14 protein-coding genes are annotated in these 13,605 nt (G+C 62.7%); 10 read left to right on the forward strand and 4 right to left on the reverse strand.

Features of this window, described 5'->3' with window-relative positions; all coding sequences use genetic code 11:
• Window positions 1-92: 92 nt before the first annotated feature.
• The 3 genes from C2L71_RS05480 (at window position 93) to C2L71_RS05490 (ending at window position 2,485) form a co-directional block, all read left to right on the forward strand.
• The gene (locus C2L71_RS05480; protein WP_103264771.1) at window positions 93-1,055 is read left to right on the forward strand and encodes a DUF5692 family protein; all 963 of its coding nucleotides are present in this window, start codon (window positions 93-95) and stop codon (window positions 1,053-1,055) included.
• A 99-nt stretch (window positions 1,056-1,154) separates the two neighbouring features.
• Window positions 1,155-1,826 carry a TetR/AcrR family transcriptional regulator gene (locus C2L71_RS05485; RefSeq protein ID WP_103264801.1) on the forward strand — a complete coding sequence of 224 codons (672 nt, stop codon included), beginning with the start codon at window positions 1,155-1,157 and terminating at the stop codon, window positions 1,824-1,826.
• A 95-nt stretch (window positions 1,827-1,921) separates the two neighbouring features.
• Window positions 1,922-2,485 carry an NAD(P)H-dependent oxidoreductase gene (locus tag C2L71_RS05490; protein WP_103264772.1) on the forward strand — a complete coding sequence of 188 codons (564 nt, stop codon included), beginning with the start codon at window positions 1,922-1,924 and terminating at the stop codon, window positions 2,483-2,485.
• 27 nt (window positions 2,486-2,512) lie between these two features.
• Here C2L71_RS05490 and C2L71_RS05495 read toward each other — a convergent pair whose 3' ends face one another.
• The 3 genes from C2L71_RS05495 to C2L71_RS05505 all read right to left on the reverse strand — a co-directional run bounded on the left by C2L71_RS05495 (window position 2,513) and on the right by C2L71_RS05505 (window position 4,766).
• Window positions 2,513-3,136, reverse strand: coding sequence for an NUDIX hydrolase (locus C2L71_RS05495; protein WP_103264773.1), 624 nt, complete (start codon window positions 3,134-3,136; stop codon window positions 2,513-2,515).
• 99 nt (window positions 3,137-3,235) lie between these two features.
• Window positions 3,236-3,997 (reverse strand): NAD-dependent protein deacylase, encoded by a 762-nt coding sequence (locus C2L71_RS05500; protein ID WP_103264774.1) that lies wholly within the window; start codon window positions 3,995-3,997, stop codon window positions 3,236-3,238.
• Window positions 3,998-4,301: 304 nt separating this feature from the next.
• Complete coding sequence (locus C2L71_RS05505) at window positions 4,302-4,766, reverse strand: Hsp20/alpha crystallin family protein (protein WP_103264802.1); 465 nt, start codon at window positions 4,764-4,766, stop codon at window positions 4,302-4,304.
• Window positions 4,767-5,358: 592 nt separating this feature from the next.
• Between C2L71_RS05505 and C2L71_RS05510 the strand changes: the two genes are divergently transcribed.
• Entirely contained in the window at window positions 5,359-5,904 is a 546-nt protein-coding gene (locus C2L71_RS05510) for a metallophosphoesterase family protein (protein WP_103264775.1), read from the forward strand.
• A 16-nt stretch (window positions 5,905-5,920) separates the two neighbouring features.
• Here the strand turns inward: C2L71_RS05510 and C2L71_RS05515 are convergent, their stop codons facing one another.
• Complete coding sequence (locus C2L71_RS05515) at window positions 5,921-6,625, reverse strand: ferric reductase-like transmembrane domain-containing protein (protein WP_103264776.1); 705 nt, start codon at window positions 6,623-6,625, stop codon at window positions 5,921-5,923.
• Window positions 6,626-6,940: 315 nt separating this feature from the next.
• On the opposite strand from C2L71_RS05515, the gene C2L71_RS05520 reads away from it, so the two are divergent.
• The 6 genes from C2L71_RS05520 (at window position 6,941) to C2L71_RS05545 (ending at window position 13,499) form a co-directional block, all read left to right on the forward strand.
• Window positions 6,941-9,571: a molybdopterin-dependent oxidoreductase gene (locus C2L71_RS05520; protein WP_103264777.1), complete on the forward strand. Its 2,631-nt coding sequence runs from the start codon at window positions 6,941-6,943 to the stop codon at window positions 9,569-9,571.
• Between the two features lie 12 nt (window positions 9,572-9,583).
• Window positions 9,584-10,210 carry a 4Fe-4S dicluster domain-containing protein gene (locus tag C2L71_RS05525; protein ID WP_103264778.1) on the forward strand — a complete coding sequence of 209 codons (627 nt, stop codon included), beginning with the start codon at window positions 9,584-9,586 and terminating at the stop codon, window positions 10,208-10,210.
• Window positions 10,211-10,294: 84 nt separating this feature from the next.
• Entirely contained in the window at window positions 10,295-11,023 is a 729-nt protein-coding gene (locus tag C2L71_RS05530) for a TorD/DmsD family molecular chaperone (protein WP_103264779.1), read from the forward strand.
• Window positions 11,024-11,081: 58 nt separating this feature from the next.
• Window positions 11,082-11,954 (forward strand): NrfD/PsrC family molybdoenzyme membrane anchor subunit, encoded by an 873-nt coding sequence (gene nrfD, locus C2L71_RS05535; RefSeq protein WP_103264780.1) that lies wholly within the window; start codon window positions 11,082-11,084, stop codon window positions 11,952-11,954.
• Between the two features lie 170 nt (window positions 11,955-12,124).
• Window positions 12,125-12,571 carry a GntR family transcriptional regulator gene (locus tag C2L71_RS05540; protein WP_103264803.1) on the forward strand — a complete coding sequence of 149 codons (447 nt, stop codon included), beginning with the start codon at window positions 12,125-12,127 and terminating at the stop codon, window positions 12,569-12,571.
• Window positions 12,540-13,499 carry a slipin family protein gene (locus C2L71_RS05545; RefSeq protein WP_103264781.1) on the forward strand — a complete coding sequence of 320 codons (960 nt, stop codon included), beginning with the start codon at window positions 12,540-12,542 and terminating at the stop codon, window positions 13,497-13,499. The genes C2L71_RS05540 and C2L71_RS05545 overlap by 32 nt, the downstream gene beginning before the upstream one ends.
• The last annotated feature ends 106 nt before the right edge of the window (window positions 13,500-13,605 follow it).

The raw sequence follows: 13,605 nt of genomic DNA on the forward strand, positions 1-13,605 counted from the left end.
ACTTCGACCGCGCACGCTCCGTATACTGCGAGCAGGCGCGTGGCGGGCGAGGGGCTCATCCGCGCAGGGACTCGCAGAAGGGGGCGATCCTCATGGGCATTCTGTATCAGGCCGAAGATCCGCTGTACTGGGCCATATGGCTGTTCATCCTGTTCGCGCTCATGGCGTTCAACGAGCTGGGGCGGGTGAAGCTGTGGGCCGGCATCGCGCTGTTCGCGGTGGTGCCGCTCGTGCTCACCGTGTTCGTGTGGCCCACCACGGCCGCGCCGGGCAACCCCTACGGCACGGGCACGTGGTTCAACTGGGTGAAGACGTACTCGGCGCTGGCGGGCTGCCTCGGCTTCATCGCGCTGCGCTTCGTGAAGTGGCGCGGGGCCGACGGCCGCACCCATCACCTGTACGAGAAGCGTTGGGCGCTCTGCTTCCCTCCGCTCATCTTGGCTATCAACATCGCCGAGGCCGTGATCCGCGACTTCCAGGTGTTCAGCTTCGGCTTGTGGCAGGGCGGCATCGTCGAGAACCTGTGGACCATCTCCGGGCCGTGGAACATCATGAACGGCATCGCTGGCATTCTGAACATCGTCACCATATGCGGTTGGTTCGGCATCTTCATCTCGAAGGACTCGTCGCGCGACATGATCTGGCCCGACATGATCTGGGCGTGGGTCATCGCCTACGACTTGTGGAACTTCGCCTACACGTACAACTGCATCTCCGACCATTCGGCGTACTGCGGCCTGGCGCTCCTGCTCGCGTGCACCATCCCCACCTTCTTCATCAAGAAGGGGGCGTGGCTGCAGCACCGCGCGCAGACGCTCGGGCTCTGGATCATGTTCGTGATGACGGTGCCGCAGTTCGCCGACGTGCTGGCGCCCATCCCCACCACGCACAACCCCACGGTGTTCTTCGTGGTCAGCCTGCTGGCGCTCGCGTCGAACGTAGCGCTGGCCGTCTATCAATTCCGTCGCATCCGCCAGCGCAAGCTCAACCCGCTCAAGGACGAGCTGTACGCCGACACCAAGGCCTACCAGCGGGTCGTCGAGGAGAACCGCTAGGCGCGCCCCATGACCGACGCCGCCTCTCTCCCGTATAATGGACGCGAGCAGGACCGCCCTGCGCGCGTCCATGCGCGCTTCGGAGCGAGGGGAGGGACCATGCGGTTGGGCACCCGGCAGACCAGGTACGCGCCCGTGCGGCGCGAGTGCGGGCGCGCCCTCACCGAGAGCCGCCGCCTCGTCGGACCGGCCGGCGACATCATGCTGGCGGCGCGCTCCCTGTTCGAGCGCCAAGGCGTGGCGAAGACCACGGTGAAGGACGTGGCCGCCGAGGCCGGCGTCACGCGCGAGCTCGTGTACTACTACTTCGAGAACAAGCAGGCCGTCATCGACGCTGTGCTGGATGACTACGTGGAAGACCTCGTGGAGAGCGTCATCGTGTGGAACGAGTCGCGCCGCTTCGGCGACACGCCGGGATCGCTGCGCGCGTGCATCGCCACGTTTCGCCGCGCGCTCTACGACGCCGAGGGCAACCCGCGCCCCATGATCGGTGTGCTCGAGGAGCTGGGAGAGCGCGACGCGTTCGACGTGCGCGCCGTGCGGGAGACGGTGGACTGCATCAACGACAACATCGTGGCCGAGTACGCGGAATACCACCAGGTGGAGATAGAGTTCGTGTACGAGATGTTCTGCGTGGTCATCTTCGGCCTGGTGGGCCTTGTGAAGATCAACCCCGCCATCTCCGACGAGGCGCTCATGAAGGTGGTGGAGCAGGCGCTGCATTTGGACATGCAGCCGCTCGAGGCGCCTCCCGACGAGTCGCGCGCTTAACCGCGCAGTCGCAGACGCATCTGCCGCTCGCGCGAGCGGCAGATGCGGTATCATACCGACACAAACGCTGGTGTCGAACGTCTATAGGAGCACTCATGACCATCTTGTTTGTGAACGCATGCATGCGGGGCGAGCAGTCGCGCACGCTGCAACTGTGCCGCGAGTATCTCGAAGGCGCCGAAGACGACGTTGTCGAGGTGGATCTGGCCGCGCTCGACTTGAAGCCGTTCGACGCCGCCATGGTGGCGTACCGCACAGAGAAGCAGACCGCCCGCGAGTGGGACGACCCCATCTTCGCCCTGTCGCGCCAGTTCGTCGAGGCGGAAGACATCGTCATCGGCGCGCCGTACTGGGACCTTTCGTTCCCGTCCGCGCTCAAGATCTACCTTGAATATGTGAGCGTATGCGACCTTGCGTTCCACTACACCGAGGACGCGCGCTGCGAGGGCATCTGCAAGGCGCGCCGCCTCACCTACATCACCACGTGCGGCGGCTTCGTCGAAGGCGCGAACTACGGATACGAGTACTTCTGCGGCATTGCCAAGATGTTCGGCATCCCGGAGACGAGGCTCGTGGCGGCTGAGGGGCTCGACATCGTCGGCATCGACGTGGAGGCGCGGCTGGATAAGGCGCGCGAGCAGATCGCCCAGCTCGGCTAAGCGAGCGCGCTTCCGCCGCGCGAACTGCTAGCGCCGTCGAGCGAACGCCTCCAGCACGAGCTGGGCGCGGGTGCCGATAGGGGTCGTGTTCTCGTCCAAAAAGCGCGGGACGTCCTCGATGGCCAACTCGAACGGCTCGATGAACTCCGACGGCTCGGGTTGCGCATCCGATGCCTTCTCCACCTGTGCGAACACGACATGCACGCTCTCGTCGGTGAGTCCGGTGGACGAGAAGCCGGCCTGCGGCAGAGGGTCGAGCGCATCGTCGCCCAGGTCGGTCCGCAGCGCATAGCCCGTCTCTTCGCGCAGCTCGCGGTCGACGCAGTCCCGTAGATGCTCGCCTTCTTCGACGAGACCTGCGGGAAAAGCGATGCACCAGCTGTTCAGCGGATAGCGGAACTCGCGGATGAGCAGCAGCGTGCCGTCCGCCGTCTGCGGCACGATGCACACCGCATCGGCCGTGGGCGCCGCTCCTGCAGCGCGGCCTTCGAGGCTTCGACAGTAGTCGTCGAGCTTCTTGCGCGAAGCGCTTTCGTACTCGTAGCGCGTCCCGTCGGGCAGCTCGTAGGTGAGGACGTACTTGTTTATCCATCCCGACGAGACCTGACGGATGTCTTCGAGCTGGGGAGATGCGGAATCGTTGACGGACATGGGGATTCGCTTTCGTCGAAGGAGTGTATGCGTTGCAGGTAGTATACCAGGCGTTTTAGGTACGCGCTCCAAGCGGGTCGGGATCGTCGGCATCGCTCGCTAGAAGTCGAATGCGACGCCCACGTCGGCGGCGATGCAGAGATCTGCCTGCCGATCCCGTGGGGCAGGGGTGCGGTTGATGATGACGAGTCGGTTCCCCGTGAAGTAGTCGATGAGCCCGGCCGCGGGGTACACTGCCAGCGACGTGCCGGCCACCACGAGTAGATCAGCCTGTTGGATGGCTACCAGGGCGCCTTGCAGCACCGCCTCGTCGAGCGGTTCCTCGTATAGCACGACATCGGGCTTCACGATGCCGCCGCAGGCGGGGCACCGTGGCACGCCGTCGGCCGCCTCGGCGCGCAGGGCGAGCAGCTGTTCGACGGTGTAGGGAGCCCGGCATTTCCGGCAGTAGTTGCGCAGCGCGCTGCCGTGCAGCTCGAAGACGTTCTTGCTGCCAGCTTCCTGGTGAAGCCCGTCGATATTCTGCGTGACCACGGCGGCGCATGCGCCCGCCCGCTCGAGCTCGGCCAGCTTGCGGTGCGCCTGGTTGGGCCGCGCGTCGAGCGCGATCATGCGCTCGCAGTAGAAATCGAAGAACTCGCGCGGGCGCGCGTCGAAGAAGCTGCGGGATACCATCTGCTCGGGAGGGCAGGGGTACTTCTGGACGAACAGCCCGTCTGAGCTACGGAAATCGGGGATGCCGCTTTCGGTTGACACGCCCGCGCCGCCGAAGAACACCATGCCGCCTACAGGCGTCTCGGCCACCCAGCGCCGAAACGTTTCGAGGTCGCGACTGGTTTGGCTGCGCGGTTGTTCGGCCATAGTGCCTCCTGCAAAAAGCCGTTTCCTTCACGAAAAGCTCGCGGTTCGTTCCTCGGGGCGCATCATAGCATGCGGGGCTATGCACGCGAGCAAACTTCAGGGCGAAGTCCGGCTCTGCGTTCGTCAATGATCATAGGAGGGCGTGCGCCGCAGTGAAAATCCGATAATCTATGGTGTAGCGCGCCAGCAGGCGCAATGTACTTTAGAATAAAACGAACCGAACCCTTCGAGGGTCCGGTTCGTTTGAAAAGATGTTTCGATGCACCTCGGACGCCGTATTGCAGGCGCGCGGGCATCCTGCGGATTAGCCTTCGATGGCGATGGTCTTCTTCTCCTCGAGCTTGGGCTGCTCCTGCTTCTTGGGCACGTCGATCTTGAGCACGCCGTCCTCGAAGCGTGCCTTGATGTCGTCTTCCTCGATATCGTCGCCGACGTAGAACGTGCGGCTGCACTTGCCGCTGAAGCGCTCCTTGCGGACGAACGTGCCCTTCTCGTCCTTGTCCTCGGATTCGCTCTGCGTTTGAGCGGTGATGCTGAGGTAGCCGTCCTTCAGATCAGCCTGGACGTCGTCCTTCTTGAAGCCGGGCAGATCGATGGTTAGCTCGTAGCCATCGTCGGTCTCTTTGATGTCCGTGCGCATGAGCGTGGGCGCCATCTTCTGCATGGACTGCATCGGGGCGGATGCGGCGTCGAAGAATGCGTCGAACGGATCGGTCATCAGCTCGCTCAACAGGTTGCGGTTCCTTCTCATCGGTACCATCATGGCCATATCGATCATCTCCATTTCGTGTGCGGCTCGGATTCTCTGAAGTGCTCAAAACGAGCGTAGGAAATCTAAGCCTTTTTCTATATGATTTTCTGTACGACAACGTTATAAATCCGACAATTAGCACTGTCAACCGGCGAGTGCCAAAAGTTACGGTTTCGTCAACTTCGCCATAGTCGATCTCGAAGCGCATTCTGGCTGCACGTCCGTCCGACGCTTCGAGGTTTTAACGCATGGTATCCCGTGCTCGGAGCTTCGCTCCGGCCGAGCATACGAGGCTGCTAAAGCGACAAACCCCCGGCAGGCCGCCGTCAAGCAGCAAGCCTCCCCGCACAACTCGCCATCAGCAGCGAGCCCTCGCAACGCGCTTGTATGCCGCCGTTTCTTCTCGTCGCGCGGTCGTTTCCCATGTCCGTGCTGCTCCGACGGCTTGCGCTCGAAGGCGGCTTGCATCTTCATCGCCGATCGCGCTTGCGCGCCGTAGGACCGGTGCAAGGGAATGCCATGCGCGAGTTGTTGTTCTATACTGAGATGCGTGCGAGCAGATGATGAGCGCACAAGAACGGGATACGCCCCGCACGAAAGGAGACCGGCTTTGACCACGATCGGCATTATCTCCGACACGCATGGAAAGCTTCCGAGCGAGGCGCTGGCGGCCATGGCCGACGTCGACTACATCATCCACGCAGGCGATATCGGCGGGCCCTCCATTCTGCGCGAACTCTCGGAACTCGCGCCTACGATAGCGGTGCTCGGCAACAACGACTTCGACGAGTACGGCTCCTCCGTCCAACGTTTCGCTCGACCCGTCATCGACGGTGTGCGCTTTCTCGTGGCGCACTACCCACGAGATGTGCGCATCAGTTTCGCGGGCGGCGGAGGCGTCGCGCCGGGCGATCCCGTACCGCAGGTGCTCGTACACGGTCACACCCATGTTCCCGAGCTGCTTACAGGCAAGGAAGCGCGCCCGGCCGATCTGCTCATCTGCCCCGGTGCGGTGTTTCGTCAGCGCGGCGGGTTTCCTAAATGCACGGGGCGCATGCTTGTCGATGATGGTCGCGTGCTGGGCGCGCGCATCTCGTCGCTGGACGGTGCGACCGTGTTCGAAACAGGTGCGCTCGACAAGCTGCCACGGGCTTGAGCCTCGTTCTCGGACGTTACGAAGCTTCGGTACGCGACTGCGATGCGACTGTTCTCGCCAATGCATGCCGTTGCAGCGCCCGCCTGCTTCGCAGTATCGCGTAGCAGGCGAACACGGCGGTGTACACGCTTAGGCTCACCAGGGCCGTCTCCTTGCCGGACAGGGCCGACGGCAGCAGAAGCAGGGCCAGATGCACGTACATGAGCAGGTAGAACGGATAGGCGAGACGCTGGACACCCTTCCAAGCGGACGGCTTGAGACGCTGTTTGACCGCCAGCAGCGACGTGGCCAACAGGATAGCCATGAGTGCAACGAGCGCCGTGGCGAGAGCCAGCGACAGCGCTAGATTCACGGTAGGCGTCGCGGCGATGGTAGGCACGTACGAGGCGGCGTAGAAGGCGATGTGCCCGACGGCGAAGATGCACGCCATTACGGAAAGCTGCCTTCTGACCGCCATGATTCGAAGCCTCAAACGGGAGGAGTCTTCAAGCGCGCCTGCGAACATGACGATAGAGAAAAGCACGAAGGCCAGTGCGCAACGCTGCACGAGCGGTAGGAAGTACGGCCAGAGGCCGCCCGTTGCGTTGGATGCCGATCCGAAAAAGTACAGGGCGACGAGTGCGGCGGATAGCGCATAGAACAATCCGGGATAGCGCTTCAAGGGTCGTTCGCATACCGCAAGCAACGCGACTGCAACAACGAGCGCGATTAGAAACCTCATGACCAACCCCCTTTGGTCGATGGATGCTGTCATACTATCATAGTATAGAAAGGTTGGCAATGGGTTTGAAAACGCGCTGCTCACTGCCAAAATTTGGCATGATCAACTCGATATTATCCTTAAAATAGATAGTACAAGCAGGGTATTTGCGTTGACTGTCCTAGAGGCGGGTGATAGTATGGCCGCAGGGGAAGGTATCATATGAAGATATGACGGTGTCACATGCACTGATCTTTCCCGTGTCGTGGTTGGAATTGTCGGGGGGACGATTCGATCAGGGGGCGTCTCCCGGACGCGATCTAGAGGGGGTCAGACGTGGACACGACATTGACGCGGCGAAGTTTCGTCAAGTGGGGAACGGCTACGGCTGGAGCGGCGGCGCTCGTGGGCTTCACGGGCTGCGCTTCATCCGGAGGCGAATCCGGAGGAGGCCAGCAGGGGTCCGAAGCTGCCGGCGAATGGAAGACCGGCGCGTGCATGAACAACTGCAGCTGCGGATCTTCGCGCTGTCTGCTGCGGGTGTACGTCGAGGATGGCGTTCCGCTGAGAATCCGCACCGACGAGCAGGATGAAGACACGATCGAGGTGCCGCAGCGGCGTGCATGCCCGCGCGGTCGCGCCCAGATCAGCAATATGATGTCTCCGGCGCGCATCAAGTATCCCATGAAGCGCAAGGGCTGGAGCCCGGATAATCCGAACGGCGAGATGCGCGGCAAGGACGAATGGGAGCGCATTAGCTGGGAGGAAGCGCTCGACTATATCGCGGCCGAGATCAAGAAGACCCTCGACCAGTACGGCAACAGGGCCATTCTGTGCGCGGCATATGACGACATCGGCGACACGTACTTCGATCCGGTCGTCTGCATGTTCAACCTCCTCGGTGGCGCGGTGCATCACGATCTGGGTACCGTCTCGCTCGGCTCGTGGCCGCTCCCCGAGATGTTCATGACGGGCGGTATGCTGGCGGCTCCCGACGCCTTGAGCGTGGCCGACAGCGATCTGCACATCCTGTTCGGTTGCAACTGGATGGCGAACAAGGGCGGCAACACCACCTACCAGCTCGATTATGCTCGTCAGCAGGGCGGCAAGATCATCATCGTCGATCCATGGCTCAACCAGACCGCACAAGCGGTGGCCGACGAATGGGTGGCTATCCGTCCCGGCACCGATACGGCGTTCTGTCTGGGCATGGCCTATCATCAGATCGAGAACAATCTGTTCGATCAGGAGTATCTCGATACGTACTGCGTCGGGTTCGACGCCGAGCACATGCCCGAGGGCGCTCCTGCCGAAGACAACTTCAAGGATTACGTGCTGGGCACGCACGACGGTGAACCGAAGACGCCCGAATGGGCCGAAGCTATCTGCGGCGTGCCGGCCGCGCGGATCCGCGAACTCGCGGAGGAGCTTGCCGGTGCCGAAAACGTCAACTTCTTCGCAGGTCAGTCGACCACGAAGATACCCGCGGGTGAAATGTTCGCCCAGGTGTTCTACACGCTCGCGTTCATGCACGGCGGCATGGGCACGCCGGGCAACTACGCCTCGTGGGTCGGGCTTCATGAGGGCATGTCGGGAGCCCCCTATGTCACTGCGGGCGATTCCTCGAACGGCGCACAGAAGAACCCGGTCAATCCGCTCACGCCGCCTTCGCTCATGGTCACGCCCAATTTCGCCGAGATTCAAGATCCCGGTTCGTGGGAGAAGATCGACTTCACCGAATGCTGGCAGTCCATCCTCGACGGCGCCTATGGTCGGGATATCTGGCCGGGCGGCAAGAAACCGCTCGACATCCATCACATCTACAGCGGCGGCTATGAGAACTCTTTGAACTCGCTGCCGAATGCAAACGCAGGCATCGAGGTGTTCCGCAAGGTCGACTTCGTGTGGGGCGCCAATCCGTTCTTCGATCCATCGCGCCAGTACTGCGACATCGTGCTGCCCGTGGCCACGTGGTGGGAGAAGGGCAACCTCGCTTGGACCAACAACTCCGAGACGGTATTCTGGGCCGATAGGATCATGGAGCCGCTCTACGAGTCGAAGCCTGAAGGATACATTGCCGAAGAGCTGTGCAAACGTCTCGACCTCGATCCCAAGGCTGCCAACACGATGACCGACGAGGAGCGCACATACGCTTCGCTTGCGGGTGCGGCCTATCTGGTCGACGGCGCGACGATGGATTACCAGCCGCTGCTCACCATCACGCAGGAGGACATCGACGCGCTCGGCGTCGAGGGCGCTCCGCAAGAGGGTATCATGACCGTGGCCGAGCTGAAGGAGAAGGGCTGCTACAAGGCGCAGCGCTCGAAGGGCGACAAGCTGACGAGTGTGCCGTGGAGCGCGTTCTTCGCCGATCCCGCGGCCAATCCGCTACCTACTTCGACGGGCAAGTTCGAGATCTACTGCCCGACGCTGGCTGCCATCGTGAACTCGCTCGGCTACTCGCAAATCTCCCCGATCGGCAAGTGGCAGATCGGCGACCCGGAGCAAGGCCAGGGCACGCAGACCGATGAGTATCCACTGCTGCTATGGACGCCCCATTCGCTGCGCCGCGCCCATACGGTCAACGACAACGTGGTGTCGCTGCGCGAGGCGTTCCCGCAAGAATGCTTCATGAGCTCGGTGGACGCCGAGGCGCGTGGCATCAAGAACGGCGATCTGGTGCTTATGACCAGTCCTCACGGGCAGGTGCTGCGCCCGGCAAAGGTAATGCCTACGCTCGTCCCCGGATCGGTGGCGCTGCAGGATGGCGCTTGGATCCAGATCGACGAGGCGACCGGCATCGATATGGGCGGCGACCCGAACATCCTGCAGGCGCCCAAGGCATCTGGACAGGCTTCGCAGTCCTGGACCGGCACGCTCGTGCAGGTGGAGAAGTACACGGGGAATATCACGCTCGAGCCCGACAAGAACCGGCCCATCGTTATGCCGGTCGGCATCGAGGAATAGGGGAGGTGCATCATGGCTCAGTACGCGTTCCACTTCGATTCGAACAAGTGCTCCGGTTGCAAGACCTGTCAGGTTTCGTGCAAGGAAACCTACAAGCTGCCGGCGAACAACCTGTACCGCAAGGTGCTGAACTACCAGGGAGGCGCCTGGGAGCTCAACGAGGCCGGCAGCTACGTACCCAGCGGCGTGTTCGGCTACTTCATGTCCGTGGCCTGCAACCATTGCGATGAACCCGCCTGCTTCGGCAACTGCCCGACGGGCGCCATCCAGAAAGACGAGGATACCGGCATCGTATGGGTCGACGCCGAGTCGTGCATCGGCTGCAAGGCCTGCGTCACCGCATGCCCCTACGACGCGCCGTCCTTCAACGAGGAGTCGGGTCTGGTCATCAAGTGCGATATGTGCAAAGACGAAGTGGCGGCCGGCGGCAAGCCCATCTGCGTGACCGCCTGTCCCATGCGCGCGCTCGATTTCGGCACGCGAGAGGACATGGAGGCTCTCTATGGAGCTGGCGACGTTGAAGTCGAGCCGCTTCCGGTGAACTCGACAGGTCCGAACCTGATCGTGAACCCCCACCGCAACGCACAGAAAACGGGAAGCGGCACGGGCGCGCTCGTGAACCTGGAGGAAGAACTCTAACATCATGACGGGCGGTCGGGGCGTCGGACGAGAGGTTCCCTCCCAATTCGTCCGGCGCCCTCCGCCCGATGGCAGGAGGCTGTGATGACGACCGAATACGATCAGGAGCAGCTCGCTGCCGCAGGGGCCTGCTTCTCGCAGGCCTCGCGGCTGCTGTACTGCGAGCCGGACACCGAAGAGGTGGCCGCTCAGGTTCGAGAGCGCTTGTTCGAGGCTGCGCCGTACGGCATGGATGACGCGTATGTGCAACGTGGGCTGGCATGCCTGGACGCCTGGTGCGTCGAGGCGGCCCGGGTGTCGGACGCCGACGGATGCAGGGCATTCGATGAGCGAGTGCACGGCCTCAAACGCGAGTGGTTCCGTCTGTTCGTGGGCGCGGGCACGCCCGACGCCCCATGCTGGGAATCGTTCTACCTGGAACCGAACAGCCAGATGTTCGGCGAGAAAACGCTCGAGGTGCGCGCGGCGTACCGACGTCGCGGACTGCAAATCGAGCGGCTCCACGCAGAGCCCGACGATCATCTGGGCCTGATGCTGGGATTCATGGGGCATCTTTGCGGCGTGGAGGCAGATGCCCTCGCGGACGGTCAGGAGGATGCGGCTCGCGTGGCCGCCGACGAGCAGAAGGCGTTTTTGGCTGAGCATGTGCTGCCGTGGCTGGCTGTGTGGCGCTACGCCGTCGAGAAGAACGCCGATTCGGACTACTACCGGGGCGTAGGAGCGTTTGCGTTCGGGCTGTGCGCGCGTTACGCCCGGCGCTTCGGTATCGCATTCGACGAGGAGAAGCAGGTCTTCGCGCGAAACGAGTGCTAGGCAGCGCCGAGGCAAGGCCCTATCATGGACGAAGCGTCTGACGAGAGGAGGGACGGACATGATCGGGGCGCTCGTGATTTTCTACCTGTTCCTCGGCGGATGCGGCGCAGGCGTGCTGGGTGCGACCTCTGCATGGTCACTCGCGTTCCATCGCTCGCTCGATCGCACGCTCAGCCAGACCCGCGCGTTCGAATCCCTCATGACGCGCTGCTACGTGGCAGGCTTTGCGATGCTGTGCGTGGCGGCTCTGTGCCTGCTGCTCGATCTGGGCCGACCTGAGTTCGCCTACCTGCTGTTCACGCAGCCCACCACCTCCGTTCTCTCCTTCGGCTCGTACACGCTGCTGGCCAGCCTGATCGTCGGAGGTTTTCTCGTCGTGGCGAACCTGTTCTACGTTCCCTTCGTGCACGCCCGCGCCCGCAAGATAGCCGAGGTTGCCTGTATCGTCGCGTCGGTGTGCCTCATGACGTATACCGGTGTGTACGTGGCGTGCATGGAGGCGGTCGCACTGTGGAACAACATCGCCATACCTGTGCTGTTCGCGCTCTCGTCGGCATCTTCCGGACTGTCGGTGATGTTCATCGCGGCGCCGTTCGTATGCGACTGGTGGCTGCTCGACCGATGGATAGCCGGCCTGCATCGCGTCCATCTGGCGGTGCTCGCGCTCGAGTTGGTTGCGCTGGCGGCGTTCGTGCTTGCCGCGTTCCTGAGCCCTTCGGCGAGCGAGTCGCTTCGGATGCTGCTGGGAGGCGAGGTCTTCGGCGGGTGGTTCCTCGTCGTCGTGGTGGGCATGGGCGTGCTCGCGCCCCTGTCGGTGGAGACGCTCATGGCGGTTTCGGGCCGGTCGTTCAAGCTGCTGCCGGTGGACGTGCTGTGCATCCTGGGCGGGTTGGCGCTGCGCTTCTGCGTGATTTGGTCGGGAACGCATTGAAACGCATTGAAGTTGCGCATCCCGTCGTGGAGGATCGGCCCGTTTCTTGTACAATGCGGAACGTAGCCGCCGCCGCGAGCGCGACGTGGGCGCGCTGGCCGGAATGAAGGCCTCGGTTATTCGGCGAAGCGGCCGAAGACGGTACGAGATAAACGATCAGGGGAATGCGCATGGCGTTGTTCGAGATAGACGAATCATCCGGTCTGCCCGTGTGGGTGCAGTTGCGCAACCGGTTCGTCTACCTCATCAAGACGGGTCATTACCAGCCCGGCGATCAGCTGCCGAGTGTGCGCACGCTCGCCGCCGAGGCGGCTATCAACTACAACACGGTGAGCAAGGTGTACGTCAACCTCGAGCACGATGGCTACGTGGAGTCGGTTCGCGGTCGTGGCGTATTCGTGCGCGACATCGGCGATCGGGCGGCCGACGACGTGCGCTCGATCGTCGATACCGAAATAGAAGAGAGCATCCGGCGCTGTTTATCGCTGGGCATGACGATCGACGAGGTGATGCTGCGGATGATCGACGTTGTCCATCGTATCCAGCAGGAGGCTGACGCGGGCGAGAGCATGAGACGAGGCTTGTATGAGAAATCGCAAAGGGGAAAGGCCGATTGAGGCGACGGCTCCCAGGCCGTTCTCCATCGAGCAATACAATTCCAGAACAGATAGACGGACGTCCCAGAACGGGCCGCTCGCGTTCTCGGCATTCGTTTTCGCCGTGGTGTTCGCTGCAGTGGTAGCCGGGGGCTTCGCAATCTCCGGGCGCTTCGACGTTTGGGCGGTCGTAGCGGCGTTTGCACTCGCGTGCTTGGCGGTCATGACCATCCACATCGCCATGCAGTGGGAGAAGGTGGTCGTGCTGCGCTTCGGAAGATTCAATCGTACGAAAGGACCGGGGCTGTACTTCACCATCCCGTTCATCGAGCAGACCGCCCTCAAGGCCGATCAGCGCATCATGGTGACCGGTTTCGGCGCAGAGGAAACACTCACGAGCGATCTTGTGCCCATCAACGTGGATGCGGTGCTGTTCTGGATGGTGTGGGATGCCGAGAAAGCGTGCCTCGAGGTGGAGAACTACTACAACTCGGTATCGCTGGCGGCTCAAACCGCGCTGCGCGACGCCATCGGGCGCGCGAGCGTGAGCGAGGTGGCCATTCGCCGCAACCAGCTCGACCAGGAATTGCAGGAGATCATCGAGGAGCGCACGTCGTCGTGGGGGATCACCGTGCTCTCGGTGGAGATCCGCGACATCGTCATCCCGCAGGAGCTGCAGGAGGTCATGTCCGCCGAAGCCCAGGCCGAGCGCGAGAAGAACGCGCGCATGGTATTGGCCGAGGTGGAAAAGGACATCTCGGCCATGCTCGTGGATGCCGCGCACGTCTATGAGGAAAACGACGTCGCGCTGCGCCTGCGCACGATGCACCTGCTCTACGAGAGCGTGAAGGGGTCCGGCGGCACCGTGGTCATCCCGAGTGCCTACAGCGAAGGCTTCAGCGATGCCGCGTTCAACCACATGACCGACGCTCTGAAGGCGAAGGGGTAAAGGGAGCTTCGAAGAGGATACTGGTTGCTTCCCCGACCTCCCGAACTCGATTCGGCCTTGAGTGATACATGCGTCTTTGCGCTTGCGTCGCCAGGCGTCCCGCCGG

The organism is Enteroscipio rubneri, from assembly GCF_002899715.1.
Lineage (GTDB): Bacteria > Actinomycetota > Coriobacteriia > Coriobacteriales > Eggerthellaceae > Enteroscipio > Enteroscipio rubneri.